At 72.7% G+C, this 21,756-nt stretch carries 16 protein-coding genes and 1 tRNA gene; 4 read left to right on the top strand and 13 right to left on the bottom strand.

Going from position 1 to position 21,756, the window contains the following annotated elements:
• Positions 1 to 173: 173 nt before the first annotated feature.
• Together QUG93_RS04960 and QUG93_RS04955 are read left to right on the top strand one after the other, a co-directional pair.
• Positions 174 to 1,556 carry an MFS transporter gene (locus QUG93_RS04960; protein ID WP_289472579.1) on the top strand — a complete coding sequence of 461 codons (1,383 nt, stop codon included), beginning with the start codon at positions 174 to 176 and terminating at the stop codon, positions 1,554 to 1,556.
• Between the two features lie 179 nt (positions 1,557 to 1,735).
• Positions 1,736 to 3,574, top strand: coding sequence for an ABC transporter ATP-binding protein (locus QUG93_RS04955; protein WP_289472577.1), 1,839 nt, complete (start codon positions 1,736 to 1,738; stop codon positions 3,572 to 3,574).
• Between the two features lie 93 nt (positions 3,575 to 3,667).
• Here the strand turns inward: QUG93_RS04955 and QUG93_RS04950 are convergent, their stop codons facing one another.
• The 4 genes from QUG93_RS04950 to QUG93_RS04935 form a co-directional block, all read right to left on the bottom strand.
• Positions 3,668 to 5,179 (bottom strand): NAD-dependent succinate-semialdehyde dehydrogenase, encoded by a 1,512-nt coding sequence (locus QUG93_RS04950; protein ID WP_434533075.1) that lies wholly within the window; start codon positions 5,177 to 5,179, stop codon positions 3,668 to 3,670.
• Positions 5,176 to 5,796: an isochorismatase family protein gene (locus tag QUG93_RS04945; RefSeq protein WP_289472574.1), complete on the bottom strand. Its 621-nt coding sequence runs from the start codon at positions 5,794 to 5,796 to the stop codon at positions 5,176 to 5,178. The genes QUG93_RS04950 and QUG93_RS04945 overlap by 4 nt, the downstream gene beginning before the upstream one ends.
• 57 nt (positions 5,797 to 5,853) lie before the next feature.
• Positions 5,854 to 7,401 carry a D-alanyl-D-alanine carboxypeptidase/D-alanyl-D-alanine endopeptidase gene (gene dacB / locus QUG93_RS04940; RefSeq protein WP_289472572.1) on the bottom strand — a complete coding sequence of 516 codons (1,548 nt, stop codon included), beginning with the start codon at positions 7,399 to 7,401 and terminating at the stop codon, positions 5,854 to 5,856.
• Positions 7,402 to 7,464: 63 nt separating this feature from the next.
• Positions 7,465 to 8,472: a Gfo/Idh/MocA family protein gene (locus QUG93_RS04935; protein ID WP_289472570.1), complete on the bottom strand. Its 1,008-nt coding sequence runs from the start codon at positions 8,470 to 8,472 to the stop codon at positions 7,465 to 7,467.
• A gap of 146 nt (positions 8,473 to 8,618) precedes the next feature.
• On the opposite strand from QUG93_RS04935, the gene QUG93_RS04930 reads away from it, so the two are divergent.
• Positions 8,619 to 10,283, top strand: a complete 1,665-nt coding sequence (locus QUG93_RS04930; RefSeq protein ID WP_289472569.1) for an HAD family acid phosphatase — start codon at positions 8,619 to 8,621, stop codon at positions 10,281 to 10,283.
• A gap of 104 nt (positions 10,284 to 10,387) precedes the next feature.
• Here QUG93_RS04930 and QUG93_RS04925 read toward each other — a convergent pair.
• The 9 genes from QUG93_RS04925 to QUG93_RS04885 all read right to left on the bottom strand — a co-directional run bounded on the left by QUG93_RS04925 (position 10,388) and on the right by QUG93_RS04885 (position 19,251).
• Positions 10,388 to 10,460: transfer RNA gene (locus QUG93_RS04925), tRNA-Thr, on the bottom strand.
• Positions 10,461 to 10,504: 44 nt separating this feature from the next.
• A complete protein-coding gene (locus QUG93_RS04920; RefSeq protein WP_289472567.1) occupies positions 10,505 to 11,140 on the bottom strand; it encodes a TetR/AcrR family transcriptional regulator in 636 nt (211 codons plus the stop codon).
• A 406-nt stretch (positions 11,141 to 11,546) separates the two neighbouring features.
• Positions 11,547 to 12,689 (bottom strand): DNA polymerase III subunit delta', encoded by a 1,143-nt coding sequence (locus tag QUG93_RS04915; RefSeq protein ID WP_289472564.1) that lies wholly within the window; start codon positions 12,687 to 12,689, stop codon positions 11,547 to 11,549.
• A gap of 25 nt (positions 12,690 to 12,714) precedes the next feature.
• Positions 12,715 to 13,350: a dTMP kinase gene (gene tmk, locus QUG93_RS04910; RefSeq protein WP_289472563.1), complete on the bottom strand. Its 636-nt coding sequence runs from the start codon at positions 13,348 to 13,350 to the stop codon at positions 12,715 to 12,717.
• The gene (gene topA / locus QUG93_RS04905) at positions 13,347 to 16,604 is read right to left on the bottom strand and encodes a type I DNA topoisomerase (protein WP_289472561.1); all 3,258 of its coding nucleotides are present in this window, start codon (positions 16,602 to 16,604) and stop codon (positions 13,347 to 13,349) included. Before topA ends, tmk begins: the two co-directional genes overlap by 4 nt.
• Positions 16,601 to 16,906 carry a hypothetical protein gene (locus tag QUG93_RS04900; protein ID WP_289472559.1) on the bottom strand — a complete coding sequence of 102 codons (306 nt, stop codon included), beginning with the start codon at positions 16,904 to 16,906 and terminating at the stop codon, positions 16,601 to 16,603. The genes topA and QUG93_RS04900 overlap by 4 nt, the downstream gene beginning before the upstream one ends.
• Positions 16,907 to 16,941: 35 nt before the next feature.
• Entirely contained in the window at positions 16,942 to 17,172 is a 231-nt protein-coding gene (locus QUG93_RS04895; RefSeq protein ID WP_289472557.1) for a DUF4244 domain-containing protein, read from the bottom strand.
• Positions 17,173 to 17,269: 97 nt separating this feature from the next.
• Positions 17,270 to 18,157 carry a type II secretion system F family protein gene (locus QUG93_RS04890; RefSeq protein WP_289472556.1) on the bottom strand — a complete coding sequence of 296 codons (888 nt, stop codon included), beginning with the start codon at positions 18,155 to 18,157 and terminating at the stop codon, positions 17,270 to 17,272.
• Positions 18,154 to 19,251 carry a TadA family conjugal transfer-associated ATPase gene (locus tag QUG93_RS04885; RefSeq protein ID WP_289472554.1) on the bottom strand — a complete coding sequence of 366 codons (1,098 nt, stop codon included), beginning with the start codon at positions 19,249 to 19,251 and terminating at the stop codon, positions 18,154 to 18,156. The genes QUG93_RS04890 and QUG93_RS04885 overlap by 4 nt, the downstream gene beginning before the upstream one ends.
• 552 nt (positions 19,252 to 19,803) lie before the next feature.
• Between QUG93_RS04885 and acs the strand changes: the two genes are divergently transcribed.
• Positions 19,804 to 21,756, top strand: coding sequence for an acetate--CoA ligase (gene acs, locus QUG93_RS04880; protein WP_289472552.1), 1,953 nt, complete (start codon positions 19,804 to 19,806; stop codon positions 21,754 to 21,756).

The following is a 21,756-nucleotide window of genomic DNA, read 5'->3' as shown; positions in this document are numbered from 1 at the left end:
GCGGATTCGCAGGTGGACGACATCTGTCGTACGCTGGGTGTTCCGTCACGAGCGGTCCCACCCACCGAACGCACCCGATCAGGACTCGCGCCACCCCGCGCAGACCGGTCGGTGTCCGCAGCTTCGGCACACCGCCGCGCTCGTCCGAGCGCTCCCCCGGAGTCCTCCGCACCATGTCCGCCGCACCGGCACCAACGTCCACCACCGCCCCGGCCGGGAACCCGCGCTCCCGCGTCGTCATCGCCAGCCTCGTCGGGACCTCCATCGAGTTCTACGACTTCTACGTCTACGCGACGGCCGCCGTCCTGGTCTTCCCCGCGCTCTTCTTCCCCAACGAGGACCCGACGGCCTCGCAGCTGTCGTCCTTCGTGACGTTCGCGCTCGCGTTCTTCGCCCGACCGGTCGGCTCGATCGTCTTCGGCCACTTCGGCGACCGCGTCGGCCGCAAGGCGACCCTCGTGGCGTCCCTGCTCGTCATGGGCACCGCGACGTTCCTGATCGGGTGCCTGCCGACCTTCGCCAGCATCGGCATCTGGGCGCCGGTCCTGCTCGCCGTCATGCGCTTCGCCCAGGGCGTCGGCCTCGGCGGTGAGTGGTCGGGCGCCGCCCTGCTCGCCACCGAGAACGCCCCCGCGGGCAAGCGCGGCGTGTTCGGCTCGATGCCGCAGCTCGGCGCCCCGATCGGGTTCCTGCTCGCCAACGGCCTGTTCATCGCGATCAACGCCGCGATGCCCGCAGGCGCCGACGGCACCCCGAACGCCGACTTCCAGGCGTGGGGCTGGCGCATCCCGTTCCTGCTGTCCGCGGTGCTCGTGATCGTCGGGCTCTACGTCCGCTTCAAGCTCGTCGAGTCGACCGTCTTCCGGGGCGTGCAGGAGACCGGCAGCGTCGCGAAGGTCCCGCTGGGCCGGGTGTTCCGCACCTCGTGGAAGGCCGTCATCGTCGGCACCTTCGGCATGGTCGCGACGTACGTGCTCTTCTACTTCATGACCACGTTCACGCTGAACTACGGCACGACCGGCGCCGAGGCCGGGCCGCTCGTCCCGAAGATCGGCCTCGGGTACAGCCGCGGCGAGTTCCTCACGCTGCTCATGATCGGCGTCGTGTTCTTCGGCATCTTCACGCCGATCGCGGGCTTCCTCGCCGACAGGTACGGCCGCCGCCGCACGCTCATCCCGACCACCGTCGGCATCGCCCTGTTCGGCCTGACCTTCCAGCTCTGGTTCGCCGCGTCGACCGGGCCGATCACCGTCGTGACGTTCCTGATCGTCGGCCTGTCGCTGATGGGTCTGACCTTCGGTCCGATGGGCGCCCTGCTGCCGGAGCTCTTCCCGACGAACGTCCGGTACACGGGCTCGGCGATCGCGTACAACGTGGCGTCGATCATCGGGGCGTCGCTCGCACCGACCATCGCGCTGGCGCTCTGGCGGCCGGACGGGAACATCTTCCTGGTGGGGCTCTACCTGACGATCGCGGCGGTCGTGACGCTCGTGGCCCTGCTGTTCGTGCGCGAGACCAAGAGCGCCGCGCTCGACGACGCGGACGAGCGCGCCTGACGCGCCCGGTCCACCGACGGACGGGAGGCGCGGTGCCGGCTGGCACCGCGCCTCCCGTCCGTCGTCGTCTCCGGCTGGTGGTCCTGCTGCCGCCGCCACGCAGCGCGGACCCACGAGACGGTGGGACACTGGTCGACGGCCGCCAGCACCCTCGGCACGGGCGGCAGGAACCAGGAACGATGAGCCTCCCCTTCACACGACGCAAGCCGTCCGACGGACCCCGCGCCAGCTTCGGTCGGTTGCTGACCTACCTGTTCGAGAACAAGCCCGCGATGGTCGTCATCATCGTGCTGAGCGTCCTCGGTGCCGGTGCGTCGCTCGCCCAGCCCCTGCTGGTCAACCAGGTCGTCACCGCCGTGCAGCACGGCGAGACGCTCTCGCTCCTGGTCTGGGCGCTCGTCGTCCTCGTGGTCGTCTCCGGCCTGCTGAACGGCATCCAGCACTTCCTGCTCCAGCGCGCGGGCGAGGGCGTGGTGCTCTCCACCCGCCGCAAGCTCATCGGCCGCATCCTCAACCTGCCGATCTCCGAGTTCGACACCCGCCGCACCGGTGACCTCGTGTCCCGCGTCGGCAGCGACACGACACTGCTGCGGGCCGTGCTCACGCAGGGGCTCATCGAGTCCATCGGCGGCGCGCTCACCTTCGTCGGCGCGATCATCGCGATGGCGGTCATCGACCCGCTGCTCCTCGGCATCACCGTCGCGATCGTCCTCGTCGCGATCGTCGTCGTCGGCGGCCTCTCGCGTCGGATCCGCGTGGCGTCGAAGCGCGCGCAGGAGAAGGTCGGCGACCTGACCGCGGCCGTCGAGCGTGGCATCGGCGCCGTCCGCACGATCCGGGCTGCGGGGGCGACCGAGCGCGAGGTCGCCGAGGTCGACGGGCACGCCACCGAGGCGTACCGCCGCGGGCTCGACATCGCGAAGATGTCCGCATTCGTCGTGCCGGTCGCGAGCATCGTCATGCAGGTCGCGTTCATCGCCGTGCTCGGCGTCGGCGGTGCGCAGGTCGCCGCGGGGACGATCACGATCGCGACGCTCATCACCTTCATCCTGCTGCTCTTCATGATGGTCATGCCGCTCGGGCAGGCCCTCGGCGCAGCGGTCGCCGTCGCACAGGCGCTCGGTGCCCTCGGCCGGATCGAGGAGATCCTGCACCTGCCGACCGAGGACCAGGACGACGGCGCCGTCCGGGTCGCCGCGGCGACCGAGACCGACGACGCGATCGCGTTCGAGCACGTCACGTTCCGCTACGCGCGGGCGGCGGACGCGTCGGGCGCGGAAGGCGCGACGGCCCGGTCGGGAGGCCCGGGGGCCGTCGACGACGAACGCTCCGCAGACGACGTGGTGCTGGACGACGTGTCGTTCCGCGTCCCCCGCGGCGCACGGGTCGCGCTGGTCGGCCCCTCCGGCGCCGGCAAGTCGACGACGCTCGCCCTGATCGAGCGCTTCTACGACCCGACCGACGGCGTGATCCGACTGGGTGGCGTCGACGTCCGCGGACTCGACCGCGCCGAGCTCCGCGCGCAGATCGGGTACGTCGAGCAGGACGCCCCCGTGCTCGCGGGCACGATCCGCGCGAACTTGCTGCTCGGCTCGCCCGGGGCGTCGGAGCAGGACTGCGTCCGGGTGCTCGAGGCCGTGAACCTCGGCGAGGTCCTGCACCGCGACCCGCGTGGCCTGGACGCCCAGGTCGGCGAGGACGGCGTGATGCTCTCCGGCGGCGAGCGGCAGCGGCTCGCGATCGCCCGCGCGCTGCTGGCCGCTCCCCCGATCCTGCTGCTCGACGAGTCGACGTCGTCGCTCGACGGGGTGAACGAGCAGAAGATGCGCCTGGCGATCGACGCCGTCGCCGAGGACCGGACCCTGCTCGTCATCGCGCACCGACTGTCCACCGTGGTGGACTCGGACGTCATCGTGGTGCTCGAGCACGGGCGCGTGGTCGGTACCGGCACGCACTCCGAGCTCGTGCAGTCGACGCCGCTGTACCGCGACCTCGCGAAGCACCAGCTGCTGGTCTGACGCGGGCGCAGCTCCCGCGAAACGCAACGTGGGCGGTTCCTCGCAGCAGTACATCGCTGCGCGGAACCGCCCACGTTGCGTCTTGGGGGGGGGTCAGGCGGCGAACGGGTCCGGGGTCAGGACGTAGACCGACTCGAGGTACTCCTCGAGCCCCTCGTGCGAGCCCTCTCGCCCGAGCCCGGAGGACTTCACGCCGCCGAACGGGAACGCGGCGTTCGAGACGACACCCGTGTTCAGCCCGAGCATGCCGGTCTCCAGCCGCTCGGCGAGCCGCTGGCCGCGGCGGAAGTCCGTCGTGAACGCGTAGGCGACGAGCCCGTACTCGGTGTCGTTCGCCAGGCGGATCCCCTCGTCCTCGGTGGCGAAGCGCGTGATCGAGACGACCGGTCCGAAGATCTCCGTGGTCAGGATGTCGGAGCCCGGCTGCACGTCGTCGAGCACCGTCGGCGCGTAGAACGTGCCCGGCCGGTCGACCCGCTGCCCGCCGGTCACCAGGCGCGCTCCCCGCTCCACGGCGTCGTCGACGAGTCCGGCGGCCTTGTCCACCGCCCGGTCGTCGATGAGCGGGCCGAGCGTCGTGCCGTCCTCGGTGCCCCGGCCGACGCGGAGCTCCCCGACCTTCGCGGTGAGGGCCGCCGTGAACGCGTCCGCGATGCCCTCCTGCACGAAGAAGCGGTTCGCCGCCGTGCAGGCCTCGCCCACGTTCCGGAACTTCGCCTGCATGGCCGCGGCCACCGCCTCGTCCAGGTCGGCGTCGTCGAACACGAGCAGCGGCGCGTTGCCGCCGAGCTCCATGCTCGTCCTGAGCACGTTGTCCGCGGCCTGCTTGAGGAGCGCCGACCCGACCGGCGTCGACCCGGTGAAGGTGAGCTTGCGGAGCCGGTGATCGGCGATGATCGGCTCCGACAGGGCCTTGGCGTCCCGCGACGGGACCACGTTGAGCACGCCGTCCGGCAGCCCCGCCCGACGGAGGAGTTCGACGAGGAAGAGCGTCGTCAGCGGGGTGAGGTCGGCGGGCTTGAGCACCACCGTGCACCCGGCAGCGAGCGCGGGTCCGAGCTTGCGGGTGGCCATCGCGAGGGGGAAGTTCCACGGCGTGATCGCGTAGACCGGACCGACCGGGCGGCGGAGGACGATGCCACGGCCGGTTCCCTCGGGGTTGGTGCGGTAGTCGCCGCCGATCCGCACGGCCTCCTCCGAGAACCAGCGGAGGAACTCGCCGCCGTAGGCGACCTCGCCCCGCGACTCGGCGAGGGGCTTGCCCATCTCGAGCGTCATCAGTGCCGCCAGGTCGTCCTCGTGCTCGTGCACCAGGTCGAAGGCCCGACGGAGGACGTCCGAGCGCTCACGCGGTGCCGTGGAGGCCCAGCCCTCCTGTGCGGCGACGGCGGCGTCGAGTGCGGCGATGCCGTCCTCGGGGGTCGCGTCGGCGACCCGGGCGAGGACCGCGCCCGTGCTGGGGTCGCGGACCGGGAAGGTCGCGCCGCCGCTCGCGGGTCGCCAGGAGCCGCCGATGAACAGCCCGGTGGGGACCGCGTCCACCGAGACGTGCTCGTCGGCGACGGTGGTGGTCGTGCTGGTGTCGGTCGTGCTGGTGTCGGTCACAGTACTGCTCCTCCGGGGTTCGCGAGCCCCTCGTCCATGTCGCTGCGGTCGACGTGCCCGCCGGCCGCGCGGATCTCGTCCAGGGCACGGGCGCTGCGCTCGGGGTCGACGCCCGCGACCAGGTCCTCGTAGACGGCGACGTCGTACCCGGCGGCGCGGGCGTCGAGCGCCGAGGCGCGTACGCAGTGGTCCGTGGCGATGCCGACGACGTCGACCGTCGTCACGCGGCGGTCGGCGAGCAGGTCCGGCAGCGTCGTGCCGTCCTCGGTGCTCGCCTGGAACGCCGAGTAGTCGGGTCGCCCCCGGCCCTTGAACACGTGGACGTCGAGGACGCTCGTGTCGAGGTCGGGGTGGTACTCGGCACCGGGTGTGCCGGCGACGCAGTGCACCGGCCAGGTGTCCACGTAGTCCGGGCCCTCGGGTCCGGCGAAGTGCCCGCCGTTGTCGTCGTCGCCGTGGTGCCAGTCCCGCGAGGCGACGATCAGGTCGTACTCGTCGGCGTGCCTGCCGAGGAAGGCGGTGATGCGCTCCGCGAGGGCCGCGCCGCCGGTGACCCCGAGCGCACCGCCCTCCGTGAAGTCGTTCTGGACGTCGACGACGAGCAGTGCCCTGGCCATGCGTCCATCCTGCACCTCGCGCCTCCGGGCGCGGTGAGGTGCAGGACGAGGTGCGGCTCAGGACGAGGTCAGGCTCCCGCCGCAGCGGTACGCCGCCGCCGTCACCGCGTCGAGCGCCGGGAGGGCCGCCGCCCGCGAGGACCCGATCGCGTAGAAGGCGAAGGTCAGCCGCGTACCGTCCGCCGCGTCGATGTAGCCGCCGAGGGTGTTTGCGCTGTCGATCCACCCGGTCTTGGCGTGCACCTTGCCGCGCGCGACCGCGTTCGCCCCGGTGAAGCGGCTCGACAGCGTGCCGGAGACACCGGCCACCGGCAGGGACTGTGAGAGGGTGCCGAGGCCCTTCGCGCCCGCGGCGACCTGGACCATGAGGTGGGCGACGAACGCCGGCGACACCGCGTTCGCGGCGCTCTCCCCCGAGCCGTCCTTGATGACGATGCCGGCCGGGTCGAGCCCGTACCCGGCGAGTGCCTGCTGGTAGACCCCGGTCAGCGACGCGGCCGAGCCACCGGCACCGGACTCCCGCGACGAGACGCGGGCCAGCATCTCGGCCAGGGTGTTGTCGGAGTTCGGGATCATCTGTCCGATCAGGGTGGACACGGGCTGCGACGACACCGACGCGATGGTGTCGGTGCTCGTCGTCGCGCGCTGCACCACCTGGGCGTTCGCCGCGCCGATGACCCCGGCGTTCGCGAGCGCGGTGCGGAACGCCGCTCCGGCGCGGCCGACGGGGTCGGTCGACCGCGGCGAGGTCGCCGCGGCCGGGTCCGCCCGGTCGCCGTCGACCATGAGGGCGGTCACACGCGGCTGGTAGCCGATGGTCCGCTCGCTCTCGGGCCAGGTGGGGTCCCACGCGTCCGCGCCGTTCCAGTAGCTCGCGTCCGCGACGATCGTCGTGACCGGGGCGTCGCCGAGCTGAGCCTTCACCTGCTGGGCGAGCTGCGCCAGCGTCGGGGCGCCCGGGTAGACCGTGCCGTTGCCGGCGGAGAGCGTCGCGTCGCCGTGCCCGACGAGAGCGATCGCGCCGCCGGACTCCCGCGTCACCGTGGTCGGGATGCGGTGGTCGCCGCCGAGGACCGCCAGCGCGGTCGCGCTCGTCAGCGTCTTCATCACGCTGCCGGTCTGCGCGGCCTGCTCGCCGTTCCGCGAGAACAGCGTCTCACCGCTCTCCGCGTCCATGACGAAGCCCTCGAAGGCACCGAGCCCGGCGGCCGAGGCGGCGGCGTCGATCGTGCAGGTGCGGAGCGCGGACGGGCCGGCGGGGTCGTCCGGCACGGCCCGCGCGTCGGCGGTCGGCGTCGCGGTCGGGGCGCTCGGCGCGCTCGGCGTCGTGGAGGACGACGTCGGCGCAGCGGTGCTGGTCGCCGGAGCGGCAGCCGGTCGCGTCGGCATGGTCGCGGCGGCAACCGCCACGGCACCGCCCGATCCGAGCACGAGCACGCCGGCCAGGCCACCGGCGATCCACGGCACCGGACGCCGTGCCGCCGAGCGGCGCACCGCGGCGACCGCGCCGCGGAGGCGCCCCGGGGCGGACTGCGCGGTGGCTTGCGGATCGGACGGCGACGTGGGCTGTGGATCGGCCGGCGACGTGGGCTGCTGGTCGGACATCGCGACCGATCCTACGGAACCGCGGGAGGAGCCTCCAGACCGGATCCGGCGCGACGCGCGCGATCAGGCGACGGACGTGTGCGCCGTGTCCTCGTCGTCCGCCGCGTAGCGGACGCCGACCTGGCGGCGGGCCTCGTCCATGACGGCCATCACGGCGACCGTCTCCTCGGGGTCCATCGGACCGCCCTCGTACGTGCCGGAGGTGACCATCTCCTCGAAGGCACGCGCCTCGTGCGCGTACCCGGTGAGCTGCTCGCGCGAGTCGTACTCCTCGAGGACGGCGCCGTCGCGGTCCCGCAACCGCCACGTGGTCGGGGTGTACCAGGTGTCGTCGAGGTCGATGCGGCCGTCCTCGCCGATGATCGACGCGGAGTTCGGGCTCCGGAGGTCGAGGCCGAAGTGCACCATCGACTGCGCACCGTCCTCGTGGGTGAGCACGACGCCCATCTGTGTGTCGACACCCTGGTCGCTCAGCGTGCCCGCGGCCGTCACCGTCGTCGGGACGCCGAGGACGTCGACGGCGAACGAGATCGGGTAGACGCCGAGGTCGAGGATCGCCCCGCCGCCGAGCGCTGGGTCGTTCAGCCGGTGGTGCGGGTCCGTCGGCAGCGCCTGGTGGTGCGTCGCCTCGACCACGCGCGGACGACCGATGCGGCCCTCGGCGATCAGCTCACGGATCATCGTCGACTGCGGCAGGAAGCGGGTCCACATCGCCTCCATCACCGCGACGTCCGCGCGGCGGGCGGCGTCGACGACGCGACGGGCCTCGGCAGCGGTGATCGTGAACGCCTTCTCGACGAGCACGTGCTTGCCGGCGGCGATCGCGAGCAGGGCGTCCTCGGCGTGCCGGGAGTGCGGCGTCGCGACGTAGACCACGTCCACGCCCTCGTCGGCGACCAGTTCCTCGTAGGAGCCGTGGGCGCGGGCGATGCCGTGCTCGTCGGCGAACGCACGTGCGCTCTCCGCGGTGCGGCTGCCGACCGCGACGAACGCGATCCCCGCGGCGGTGCAGTCCGCCACGATGGAGCGGGCGATGCCGCCCGTGCCGATGACTCCCCAGCGAACCGTCATGGGTCCTGTCTACCAGCCGACGCGTCCCGCTCGCCGGAGCGTCGTTCCTGAGCGGACCCACATGGACCTGTCGGCGGACCGGCAACTAGCGTGCTCGTGTCCCCCGACCGGGGGCAGGCCCCCGACTCGAAGGTGATCAGGTCTCCATGCGCCGATCCGTCCTCACCGCCGTCGCCACGAGCGCCGCGCTCCTCGCCGCGTCCACCGTCCTCGTCGCCGCACCGGCCGACGCGCACGGCTGGGCACCACCCGGCTCCGGGAGCGGGCGGGGTTCCACGCTCACCCCGCGCACCCACTTCACGATGGCCCCCGACGGCTCGTCCGGCGCGACGCAGGGCGGCGAGGGCATCCCGAACATCGACTCGGTCAAGAAGACCATCGCGACGTACTACGGCGACCCCGGCACCGGCCTGGCGGACCGCACGGACTCGCCCTACGTCCGCGAGGTGCGGTCCGTCATCGACCGTGAGACCCGGCAGCTCCGTCGCATCCACGACGCCGCCGTGCGGCACGGTCAGCGCCCCGCCATCGTGCTCGACACCGACGACACGACGCTCTGGACGTACGACATGGAGGTCGCGGACATGCACTTCGTCTTCGACCCCGCCCGCCAGGACGAGTGGGTCCAGGACCAGCGCTTCCCCGCCGTCCCGTCGATGGTCGGGTTCGTCGACCGGGCCGAGGCGATGGGCTTCACGGTCTTCGGCCTCACCGGCCGCAACGACGACCAGGAGACCGCGACGCTGCAGAACCTGGCGAAGGTCGGCTACACCGCGTTCCAGGAGGACCGGTTCTTCACGAAGTGGACGGGGAAGGGGGCGTCGCAGCAGCCCTCGTACGTCCACTGCGCCACCGCGACGTGCACGACCGTCGAGTACAAGGCCCTCACGCGCAAGCACATCGAGCAGGACCTGGGCTACGACATCGCGCTCAACGTCGGCGACCAGTGGAGCGACCTGCAGGGCGGGTACGCCGACCGGTCGGTGAAGCTGCCGAACCCGACCTACTTCCTCCCCTCGGCGGACCTCCCGGGCGTGCGCGAGCCGCGATTGACGCCCCGGACGCGGTTCACGATGGCGGCCGACGGCTCGTCCGGCGCGACGCAGGGCGGCGAGGGCATCCCGAACATCGACTCGGTCAAGAAGACGATCGCGACGTACTACGGCGACCCCGGCACCGGCATCGCGGCGAAGACGGACTCGCCGTACATCCGCGAGATGCGTCGGCTCGTGGCGCAGCAGGCACCCGTGGTCGCCCGCCAGTGCTCGGTCGCGCGTCACCAGCACCGCAACCCCGCCATCGTCCTCGACGCGGACGACACGACGCTCTGGACGTACGACATGGAGGTCGCGGACATGCACTTCGTCTTCGACCCGGCGCGGCAGGACGAGTGGGTGCAGGACGAGCGCTTCCCCGCCACCCCGTCGATGCGCTCGCTCGTGTCCGTGGCCGAGCGCGCCGGTTGCACGGTCATCGGGCTCACCGGCCGCAACGACGACCAGCAGCGTGCGACCATCGCGAACCTGAACGCCGTCGGGTACCCCCGGTTCAGCGCGGTGCAGCACGGCACGCGGACGTACTACACGAAGTGGACCGGGACCGGCGCATCGCAGCAGCCGTCCTACGTCTCCTGCGCCGCCGCCAAGTGCACCACGATCGAGTACAAGTCGCAGACCCGGGCGCACATCGAGTCCCGTGCGGGCGGCGGGTACGACGTGGTCGCGAACGTCGGCGACCAGTACAGCGACCTGATCGGTGGGTCGGCGGACCGGAGCATCAAGCTGCCGAACCCGACCTACTACCTGCCGTAGGGCAGGTCTCCGCTGCCCGACGCACTCGTGTCGGGCAGCGGAGGGTCGCCCACGAACGACGGAACCCCCGGTCGGACACTGTCCGACCGGGGGTTCCGGTGTCGAGCCGCCTGTCGGAATCGAACCGACGACCTATTCATTACGAGTGAATCGCTCTGCCGACTGAGCTAAGGCGGCGGACGCTCCGTCTCCGGAGCGGCACGGGTCACTACTGTACAGGTTCAGACGAGCGAATGCGAAACGAGCGCGCCGAGCTCGTCGAACGACCGCCGGAGCTCGTCGACGAGGTGCGTCTCGGTCGCCCCGTCCGACCACTCCCACCACGCGTGCCGGAGGGCCGCGAGCGCGACGACGGATGCCAGTCGTGCCCTGCGACGGAGGGCATCGCGGTCGTCCGCCAGGTCCGTCTCCGTCGCCGTCAGCCGGACCGCGACGGCGTCCTCGACCTGGGCCTGGAACTCCTTCATCGACGCCATCCGCCTGCTGAACAGCTCGGGCGCGGCGCGGAGCACCTGCTGTCGTTCGGCGAGCAGCCCGCGGTCGTCGACGAGTTCCTCGGCTGCGTGCACGAGCAGCGTGCCGAGGTCCGCCAGCAGCTCCCCCGACGGACCTCCTGCGCGGAACACGTCGAGCGCGTCGCCCTCCGGCAGGGTCGGGTCGTCACCGAGGATCGCCTGCTCCTTGCTCGGGAAGTAGTTGAAGAACGTCCGCGGGGAGACGTCGGCACGACGGGCGATCTCGTCGACCGTCACCGCGGGCCAGCCGGACTCGATGGCGATCCGCAGTGCGGCCTGCTGGATCGCGGTGCGGGTGGCACGTCGCTTGCGTTCGCGCAGTCCGGGTTCGGCGTCGGGCATGTCGTGATCTTCTCACGGTGACCCGGGCGCTCGGCTGCGGGTGTGCGCAGGCTCCGGGGGGGGCGGCGGGACGGACGGGAGACCCGCGGCAGCGTCCGCCACGCGCCTGCCGTCCTCGCGTGGTGACGGGAGGCCCGTGGCGGCGTCCGCCACGCGCCTTCCGGCCTCTCGTGGCCCCGGGACGCCCGTAGCGGCGTCCGCCACGCGCCTTCCGTCCTCGCGTGGCGCCGGGACGCCCGTAGCGGCGTCCGCCACGCGCCTTCCGGCCTCTCGTGGCCCCGGGACACCCGTGGCGCGTCCGCCACGCGCCTCCCGTCGTCCGGCGGTGACGGCCCCTGTGGGGGCGCCGCCGCGCGATCCCCGCGGTGAGCGCGACCAGCGCCCGTCAGCGCGACGGGAGCGTCCGTCAGCGCGACGGGCGCGCGACGGTGACCAACAGGGCCTCGAGGGCAAGCAGCGCGGCGACGTTCGCAGCGATCCGCTGCCGGGCGAGCGCGACGGCGTCGAGCACCTCGAGCGCGGCAGCAGGCGTGACGACCTCGAGCGCCCGGTCCAGCTGGTCCCGCATCGACAGGTTGACCGGGTCGGCCGGCGCACCGAGCCCGAGCAGGAGCAGGTCGCGGTAGAGCGACGACACGTCGACGAGGATGCGGTCGAGCCCGTCGCGGAGGCTCCGGGTCGCGCGGCGTTTCTGGTCTTCCTCGAGCGCACGCAGCTGCGACCGGAGCGCCGGCGGGACCGTGCCGCCCGGCTCCACGCCGAGCGAGCGCAGCGCCGCGTCCCGTTCCTCGCTGTCACGCTGCTGGGTGATGGCCTTGGCGTCCTCGTCGGCCACGGCGAGCAGCTCGGCGGCGGCCATCACGGCGTCTCCGACGGAGCGGACCCCGAGCACGGTCTCGAGGGTGCGACGACGACGACCGCGAGCGTCCTCGCTCGTCGCGAGTCGCTGTGCCATCCCGATGTGGCTCTGCGCCTGGCGGGCCGCGTCGGTGGCGAGTGCGCGGTCGACCCCGGTGCGCGTGACGATGAGCTCGGCGACCGACGCGATGTCGGGCACTCGGAGGCGCACCGAACGGACACGCGACCGGATGGTCGGCAGCAGGTCCGCCTCGCTGGGGGCGCAGAGGATCCACACGGTGCGCTCCGGCGGCTCCTCGAGCGCCTTGAGCAGCAGGTTCGAGGTGCGCTCGGTCATGCGGTCGGCGTCCTCGACGATGACCACGCGGTACCGACCGACCGACGGCGAGTAGTGCGACGACGTGACGAGCTGCCGGATCTCGTCGATCGTGATGATCACGCGCTGCGTCGTCAGCACCGACACGTCGGGGTGGGTGCGCGCGGTGATCTGCCGCAACGTGTGGTCGTCGTCCGGACCGGGCCCGACCAGCGCCGCGGCGAAGGCTGCGGCGACGTTGGACCGTCCGGAGCCAGGCGGGCCGGTGATGAGCCACGAGTGGGTCATGCCGCCGGTGCCGTCGGGCGCCTCGGCCGCACTGCGGAGGGCGGCGACCGCCTCGTCCTGCCCGGTCAGGCCGTCCCACACGCTCACGGGGCCATCCTGGCAGGCACCACCGTCACGCTGCACCGATGCCGACGACCGGGCCCACGCCGGCACGGATCGCGCGCTGGACGTCCTCGGCGGCGGCCCCGGCATCGACGACGAGGAACCGCTCGGGTTCCGCCGCCGCCGCGTCGAGGAACGCCCGGCGGACGGCCTCGTGGAACGTCGCGGCTTCAGACTCGAGTCGGTCGAACGTGGCACCCCGGGCTGCTGCAACCCGGGCGCGCCCCGCGGTCACGTCGAGGTCGAGCAGCACGGTGAGGTCCGGCGCGAGCCCGTCGGCCGCCCACTCGGACACCGAGCGGACCCGGTCGGCCCCGAGGCCACGGGCGACGCCCTGGTACGCCACGGAGGAGTCGATGTAGCGGTCCTGCAGCACGACCTCGCCACGCGCGAGGGCCGGACGCACGATCGTCTCGACGTGGTGGGCGCGGTCGGCGGCGTACAGCAGCGCCTCGGCCCGTGGTGCCACGTGCCCCCGCTCGTGCAGGACCATCTCGCGGATGCGCTGCCCGAGCTCGGTGCCACCGGGCTCACGCGTCCGGACCACCGTGCGACCGTGTTCCTCGAGCCATGCGGTCAGGAGCTCGGCCTGGGTCGTCTTGCCCGCGCCGTCACCGCCCTCGAGGGTGATGAAGCGTCCGGTCACTTCTTCTTCGCCGCGGTCTTCCGCGCCGGCGCTTTCTTCTTCACCGGGCCCTTGGCGCGCTTGTCGGCGATGAGCTGCACGGCACGCGCGTGGTCGACGGTCTCGATGTCCTCGCCCCGCGGGATGGTCGCGTTCGTCTCGCCGTCGGTGACGTAGGGCCCGAACCGGCCGTCCTTCATCTTGATCGGCTTGCCCGACACCGGGTCGGCGTCGAACTCCTTGAGCGCGGAGCTCGCGGTGCGACGGCCGCCGTACTTCGGCTGCGCGAACAGCTCGAGTGCCCCGGGCAGGTCGACGTCGAAGATCGCGTCCTCGCTCGGCAGCGTCCGGGTGTCCGTGCCCTTCTTGATGTACGGGCCGTAGCGACCGTTCTGCGCCGTGATGTCGTCACCGGACTCCGGGTCCTTGCCGACGACCCGGGGCAGGTCGAGGAGCTTCAGCGCGGTCTCGAGGTCCACCGTCTGCGGGTCCATCGACTTGAACAGGGACGCGGTGCGCTCCTTCGGCGCCGCGGCCTTCTTCGTCGTCTTCTTCGCGGGGGCCTTCGTCGTGCCCTTCGCCGCCGTCGCGGTCGCCGTGGCCGGTGCCTGCTCGGCGACCGGCTCGACGACCTCGCCGGTGGACGGATCCACCGTCGGCTCCGGCTCGGGGGTGCGTTCGGTGACGTAGGGACCGAAGCGGCCGTCCTTCGCCAGGACCTCCTTGCCCGTCTCCGGGTTGATCCCGACGACACGGTCGCCGACGACGGGAGCGTCGACGAGCTCCTTCGCCTTCTCGGCGGTCAGTTCGTCAGGCGCGAGGTCCTCGGGCACGTTGACGCGCCGGGGCTTCTCGGGGTCGTCGCTCGGCACCTCGATGTACGGGCCGTACCGGCCGATGCGCAGGGTCAGGCCCGGGGCGAGCTCGACCGAGTTGATGTCGCGCGCGTCGATCTCGCCGAGGTTGTCGATGACGGTCCGGAGACCGCGGTGGTCGCCGCCGCCGAAGTAGAAGCCCGTGAGCCAGTCGGTGCGGTCGGCGTCACCGCTCGCGATCCGGTCGAGGTCCTCTTCCATGCCGGCCGTGAAGTCGTACTGCACGAGGTCGCCGAAGTGGTCCTCGAGCAGGCGGACCACGCTGAACGCGATCCAGTTCGGCACGAGGGCGCTCCCCCGCTGGGTCACGTACCCGCGGTCCATGATCGTCGAGATGATCGCGGCGTAGGTCGATGGGCGACCGATGCCGAGCTCCTCGAGCGTCTTGACCAGGCTCGCCTCGGTGTACCGCGGCGGTGCCGACGTGTCGTGGCCCTTGGCCTCGACGTCGCTCACGCCGAGGTGGTCGCCCTCGGCCATCTGCGGGAGCTTGGCGTCGCCGTTCTCGCCGCCGCCGTGGCGTTCCTCGTCACGGCCCTCCTCGTAGGCGTTGAGGAAGCCGCGGAACGTGATCACCGTGCCCGAGGCGGTGAACTCCGCGTCGGTGCCGTTCGCGGTCGCCGCGATGCCCGCCACCGGCTCCGTCGACGTGATGCCGAGCACGACCGACGCGGTCGACCCCTTGGCGTCCGCCATCTGCGAGGCGACGGTCCGCTTCCAGATCAGGTCGTAGAGCTTCCAGTCGTTGCCCCGCAGCACGCCGTCCATCTCGGAGGGGGTGCGGAACGTGTCACCGGCGGGACGGATTGCCTCGTGGGCCTCCTGCGCGTTCTTGCTCTTGCCGGCGTAGCTGCGCGGCTTGTCCGGGATCGTGTCCGCGCCGTACAGCGAGGACGCCTGCTTGCGCGCGGCGGTCACGGCCTGCTGCGACAGGGACGACGAGTCCGTGCGCATGTAGGTGATGTGGCCGTTCTCGTAGAGCGACTGCGCGACGCTCATCGTCTGACGCGCCGAGAAGCGGAGCTTGCGCGCGGCCTCCTGCTGCAGGGTCGACGTGGTGAACGGCGCTGCGGGCCGACGCGTGTACGGCTTCGACTCGACGCTGCGGACGACGGCGTCACCCGCACCCTCGAGCACCGCGGTGAGTGCTGCGGCGGAGGCCTCGTCGAGCCGGACGGCGTCGCCCTTCAGCGCGCCGCGGTCGTCGAAGTCACGACCTGAGGCGACGCGCGTGCCCTGCAGGCGGGCCAGCCGCGCGGTGAAGGCAGCGTCGCCGACCTTCTCGAACCGGGCGGTCAGGTCCCAGTAGTTGGCCGAGACGAACGCCAGACGCTCGCGCTCGCGGTCGACGACCAGCCGCGTGGCGGCGGACTGCACGCGTCCGGCGGACAGGCCCGGACCGACCTTGCGCCAGAGCACCGGTGAGACCTCGTACCCGTACAGGCGGTCGAGGATGCGGCGGGTCTCCTGCGCGTCGACGAGGGCGGTGTCGAGTTCGCGGGTGGCTTCCTTCGCGCGCTGGATCGCCTCCTTCGTGATCTCGTGGAACACCATGCGCTTGACGGGCACCTTCGGCTTGAGGACCTGCAGCAGGTGCCACGCGATGGCCTCGCCCTCGCGGTCCTCATCGGTTGCGAGGAAGAGCTCGTCGGCGTCCTTGAGGGCCCGCTTGAGCTCGATGACCGTCTTCTTCTTCGCGTCGGAGACGACGTAGTAGGGCTCGAAGCCGTTGTCGACGTCGACCGAGAACTTGCCGAGCGAGCCCTTCTTGAGGTCGGCGGGCAGGTTCTTGGGCTCGACGAGGTCGCGGATGTGTCCGACGGACGCCTGGACCTCGTACCCGTCACCGAGGTATTGCGCGATCGTCTTCGCCTTCGCGGGGCTCTCGACGATCACGAGCTTCTTCGTGCCTGGCACGTGACTCCTTGATCGATGGTGCGTGCCGGCCCTGGACCGTTGCGGTGTCCGGGTCGACCGGGACGACGGTGACCGGGGGCCGACGTGCACACCATACACACCCTGATCGGGCGACCCGGTCGCCGGACCGGCCACCGCGACCGCGCGCACGACGAACGGTCCGGAGCCGACGACGGCCGTCACGCGCGCGGTCGCGTCCACGGTGCGGCAGGTCCCCACCCGGGCGCCGTTCGCCGATGCGACCCGAGCGGCGACGGTGCAGGGCGAGCCCGGGACCCGGTCCACCAGGACGGCGGCCGCGGCAAGCGCTGCGGCGTCGGCGGCGGTGCGTGCGCGGGCATCGAGCACCCGACTGCGCGCGCCACCCAGGGCGGCGGAACCGACGACGACGGCGAGGGCGACCACCGCGACGAGCAGGACCGTCGCCGAGCCACGGTCACCGCGACGGCCACCGCCACCGCCCAGGCGCGTCCGACCGGTCACCGCCCGCCCTCCGCAGCGCAACCGGTCGCACGGAGCGGCAGGAGCGCGAACGGACCGGTGGCCCGACCGGCGACGACGACGCAGACGAGCCCGGCCTCGTGCCGCACGGTGGACGAGGTCCTCGGAGCGCCGTCGGCCAGCGCCGCGGCGGCCGACCGGTCGTCGCCCCGGCCGAGCGCCCGCGCCGCGACGCCCGCGGCCGCCTGGTACCGACCGAGCCGGTCGGCGAGCACGACGCCGGCGACGAGCGAGACGAGGACGACCGCGACGACGGGCAGCGCGACCGCGAACTCGACGCTCACGCTGCCCCGGTCCGCGGTCCGCCGGGCCCCTCCGGTCACGGGACGAGTGCCCCGCGGACGAGGTCGGTCAGGATCTGCTGGACCTCGCCCGAGCGCATCACCGCGACGAGGACCCCCGCGAAGGCGACCGCCGCGAGGATCACGACCGCGTACTCCGCCGTGGCCGATCCCCGGTCGTCGGCGACCCGCAGGGGTGCCTTGCGGTGCTCCTGTCGTGCCCGCCTCACTCCGCTGCGTCGTCGGTCCGGGGTGGTGGTGTCGGTCATCGCCGTTCTCCTTCTCTCTGTGGTCGTGCTGTCGTGACGTCGACGATCGCCGACCACCGCGGCGCACCGAGGTCGGCGGGAGCGGTCTGTGGACGGTTCAGCGGATGCCGTCGACGGTGGAGGAGAGGACCCCGACGACCACCGGGACGACCCCGAGCAGGACGAACGCCGGCAGGACACAGGTGCCGAGCGGCAGCACGAGCCGGACGCCCAACCGCTCCGCCGCGGCCAGCCCGGCCGCGGCGGCGTCGTCACGGAGGTCCTCCGCCGCAGCACGCAGGAGCGCCGCCGCGGGCACCCCTGCCCGACGACTGAGGTCCAGCACCTCGCGCAGCCGCGCGTCCGCCTCGGCCCGTGCGGAACCCGCGGGCCGTGCGGAACCCGCGGGCCGTGCTGGACGGGCGTCGGCCGGACGCGCAGCGAGGGCTTCGCGCACCGTGGTCTCCGCCGCCTGCCACGAGCCACCACCGGACAGTGCGACGGCCCAGGCGTCGAGCTCGATCCCCGGGACGTGTCCGTCCGGGGTCGCCCACAGCACCATGCGCCGCGACCACCGCTGACCGACGGCGACGAGCCCCGCCGCCGTCACGCAGCACGCCCAGCCGACCGGTGTGGTCAGGAGGACCTCGAGCGCCCCCGCTCCCCACACCGTCCCCAGCGCCAGCCCGAGGATCGGGAGGGCCAGGACGACCCGTGCACTCGCCCGGGGACCGGCGAGCGCGACGAGGACGGCTCGGTCTGCCGACGCGCTCCGCCGCATCGCCGCGGAGAGCGACCGCAGCGCGGTGGCCGACGGCGCCCCGGTGCGGTCGGCGACCTCGAGGACGACCCGGACGTCCTGCCACGCCGGTGAGGGGTCGTCCGGGCGGCCCCCGACGAGCGTCCAGGCACGAGGCGGCGGCACACCGGCTGCCACGAGGACCGCCACCTGGTCCAGGACGCGCGCGACGGCGACCGGGTCGCGGGCCGCGGTCGTGCGCCTCACCGGGGTGCGGTCCCCCGGGACGTGCGGACCTCGAGCCTGCCGTCGCGGTCGATCGTGCACGTGCCGATCGCCGTCACCCCGCGCCACGACGCCCGCCGCTCGACGTGCACGACCAGGTCGACCGCGCTGACGACCTGCCGGGCGAGCGCCTGCGGTCCGAGCCCCGCCAGTGCCCCGAGCGCCTCGAGCCGGGCACCGACGTCGGGGAGCCCGTTCGCGTGGAGTGTCCCGGCACCGCCGTCGTGCCCGGTGTTGAGGGCGCCGAGGAGGTCGCGGACCTCGGCGCCGCGGCACTCCCCGACCACCAGGCGGTCGGGTCGCATCCGCAGGGCCTCGCGCACCAGGCGGTCGAGGCCGAGTGCCCCGGCACCCTCGGCGTTCGCCTGCCGTGCCTCGAGCGACACGACGTGCGGGTGGTCGACGCGCAGTTCGGCGGTGTCCTCGACGGTCACGATGCGTTCGTCGTGCGGTACCGCGCCCAGTACCGCCGCGAGCAGGGTGGTCTTGCCGCTCCCGGTCGCACCCGTGACGAGGACGTTGCGTCGGTCGGCCACCGCTGCCTCGAGCACCGCACGCGGCACGGTCCGGAAGGCTCCGAGCCGCTCGAGGCCGTCGAGGGTCGGCCGCTCCGGTCGCGGCAGCCGGATGGAGAGCGCGGTCCCGCCCACCGACACCGGTGCGAGGACCACGTGCACCCGGACGCCGTCGCCGTGCCGGACGTCCGCACACGGCGTGGACTCGTCGACGTGCCGCCCGCCGAGCGCGACGAGCTCCGCTGCGAGGGCGCGCACGCGGCGTTCGGACAGCTCCGGACGCGCGCGCTCGAGCCCGTGCCCGCGGTCCACCCAGGTGCCGCGCCCTCCGAGCACCAGCACGTCGGTCGTGGCGGCGTCGGCGACGAGGGCGGCGAGTTCCTCGAACACCGAGGTGTCGAGCGCGCGACGTCGGCGGGCGCGCTCGGCGCCGGGCAGGAAGGGCACCGGCGCTGCCCGGCCGGACGTCCCCGACGCCGGCGTTCCCGACACCGACCCGGTGGCCGCCCGGTCGGTCGGACGTCGGTCGGACTCGGGGACCTCGGCGCGGTGTCGGTGCATGCGTCGACGGTAGGGCGGCGCCGGCTGCGGGCAGGAGGAGTCCGTGTGTGCTGTGCACAACGTCGATGGCCACCACCAACGGTCACGTTTGTCCCCCGAAACGCAAAGCCGTACCCCGTTCGGTCCTGCGGATCGAGGAGTCGACCGAACGGGGAACCGGGTGCCTGTCCGCTCCGCGCGAGGTGACCTCGACCGCGTCGGAGCACCCAGCGCGTGCAACGACACCGTGGACCGTTCTGTCCACCGTTCGGCGCAGCCGTGCGGATCACCCGGCGTCCGAGTCGAGGGATGCACGACACGCGTCGGACAAAAAAGAAGAGGCGGCACCGGTTGGGGGGAACTGGTGCCGCCTGACATCGGTGGATTGGGGGGAATCCGGCCCGGTGCCGCCGGAAACGAGTCCGGCAGGAACCACTGTACCCCATGAACGGCCCTGCTCGCCAACCCCCTGGCCGGATCCTCCCGGGACCACCCGGCCGTGGTCGCAGCCGCCCCGAGGCCGAGGGGTAGTCTCCGACTGCACCACTGCCGCACCGACGCGAGAGGACACCGATGTCCACACCGACCCAGGCCGACGAACGCCACGAGGACGGCCCCACGTTCGCTCCCCCGGCGGAGTTCGTGGCGGACGCCGTCGCCCGCGAGGACCTGCACGAGGCGGCTGCCGCCGACCGCGAGGCGTTCTGGGCAGCCCAGGCCCGTTCCCTGCTCGACTGGCGCACGCCGTTCACGCAGACCCTCGACTGGACGGGCGCGCCGTTCGCGAAGTGGTTCGACGACGGCACGCTGAACGTCGCCGAGAACTGCCTCGACCGGCACGTCCGGGCGGGCAACGGCGACCGGGTCGCGATCCACTTCGAGGGCGCTCCGGGCGACACCCGACGCATCACCTACGCCGAGCTCACCGCCGAGGTGCAGCGCGCGGCGAACATGCTGACCGACCTCGGCGTCGAACGTGGTGACCGCGTCGTCGTCTACATGCCGCTCATCCCCGAGGCCGTCGTCACCATGCTCGCGGTCGCCCGCATCGGCGCCGTGCACTCCGTCGTGTTCGGCGGCTTCAGCGCCGAGAGCCTCCGCGCCCGCATCGAGGACGCCGGCGCGAAGCTCGTCGTCACCGCCGACGGGGGCTGGCGTCGCGGTGCGGTCTCCCCGCTCAAGCCCGCGGTCGACGAGGCACTCGAGGGCGAGGGCACCGACAGCGTCGAGCACGTGCTGGTCGTCAAGCGCGGCGGCAACGACGTCGCGTGGACCGACCGCGACCGATGGTGGCACGACGAGCTGGCGAAGGCGGCGCCCGAGCACGAGCCCGAGGCCTTCCCCGCCGAGACGCCGCTCTTCATCCTCTACACCTCGGGCACGACCGGGAAGCCGAAGGGCATCGTGCACACCTCCGGCGGCTACCTGACGCAGGCCGCCTACACGCACCGGAACGTCTTCGACATGCACCCGGAGAAGGACGTCTACTGGTGCACGGCCGACATCGGCTGGATCACCGGCCACACGTACGTCGTCTACGGCCCGCTCGCGAACGGCGTCACGCAGGTGCTGTACGAGGGCACGCCCGACGAGCCGCAGCCCGGCCGCTGGTGGGACCTCGTCGACTCCTACGGCGTCACCGTCCTCTACACCGCCCCGACCGCGGTCCGGGCGGCCATGAAGGCCGGCCGACAGATCCCGGAGGCCCGCAGCCTCGCGACCCTCCGCCTGCTCGGCAGCGTCGGCGAGCCGATCAACCCCGAGGCGTGGCAGTGGTACCGCCAGGTCATCGGCCACGACCGCACCCCGATCGTCGACACGTGGTGGCAGACGGAGACCGGGGCGATCATGATCTCCGCCCTCCCCGGCGTCACGAAGCTCAAGCCCGGCGCCGCGCAGACCCCGCTGCCGGGGATCACCGCCGAGATCGTCGACGAGGACGGACACCGCGTCGAGCCCGGCGAGAGCGGCTACCTCACGATCACCGACCCGTGGCCGTCGATGGCCCGCGGCATCTGGAACGATCCCGACCGCTTCGTCGAGACCTACTGGGACCGCTTCCCCGGCCGGTACTTCGCCGGTGACGGCGCGCGGCTGGACGGGCAGGGCGACATCTGGGTGCAGGGCCGGGTCGACGACGTGATGAACGTGTCCGGTCACCGGCTGTCGACGGCCGAGATCGAGTCGGCGCTCGTCGGGCACGAGGGCGTCGCCGAGGCCGCGGTCGTCGGTGCGGCCGACGAGACCACCGGTCAGGCCGTCGTGGCCTTCGTGATCCTGACCGCGGAAGCCGCCGACGGCGCCGACCGCGACGCCGCCGTGAAGGAGCTCCGTGACTGGGTCGGCAAGCGCATCGGCGCGATCGCCAAGCCGCGACAGGTCGTGGTGGTGCCGGAGCTGCCCAAGACGCGGTCCGGCAAGATCATGCGCCGGCTCCTCCGCGACGCTGCGGAGGGCCGTCGCATCGGCGACACGACCACGCTGGCCGACCCGACGATCATGGCGACCATCGCGGAACTCATGTAG

The sequence above is a fragment of the Curtobacterium caseinilyticum genome (genome assembly GCF_030363035.1).
GTDB lineage: Bacteria > Actinomycetota > Actinomycetes > Actinomycetales > Microbacteriaceae > Curtobacterium > Curtobacterium caseinilyticum.
Note: the sequence above shows the minus strand (reverse complement) of the source record. Positions and strands in the feature narration are given on the sequence as shown.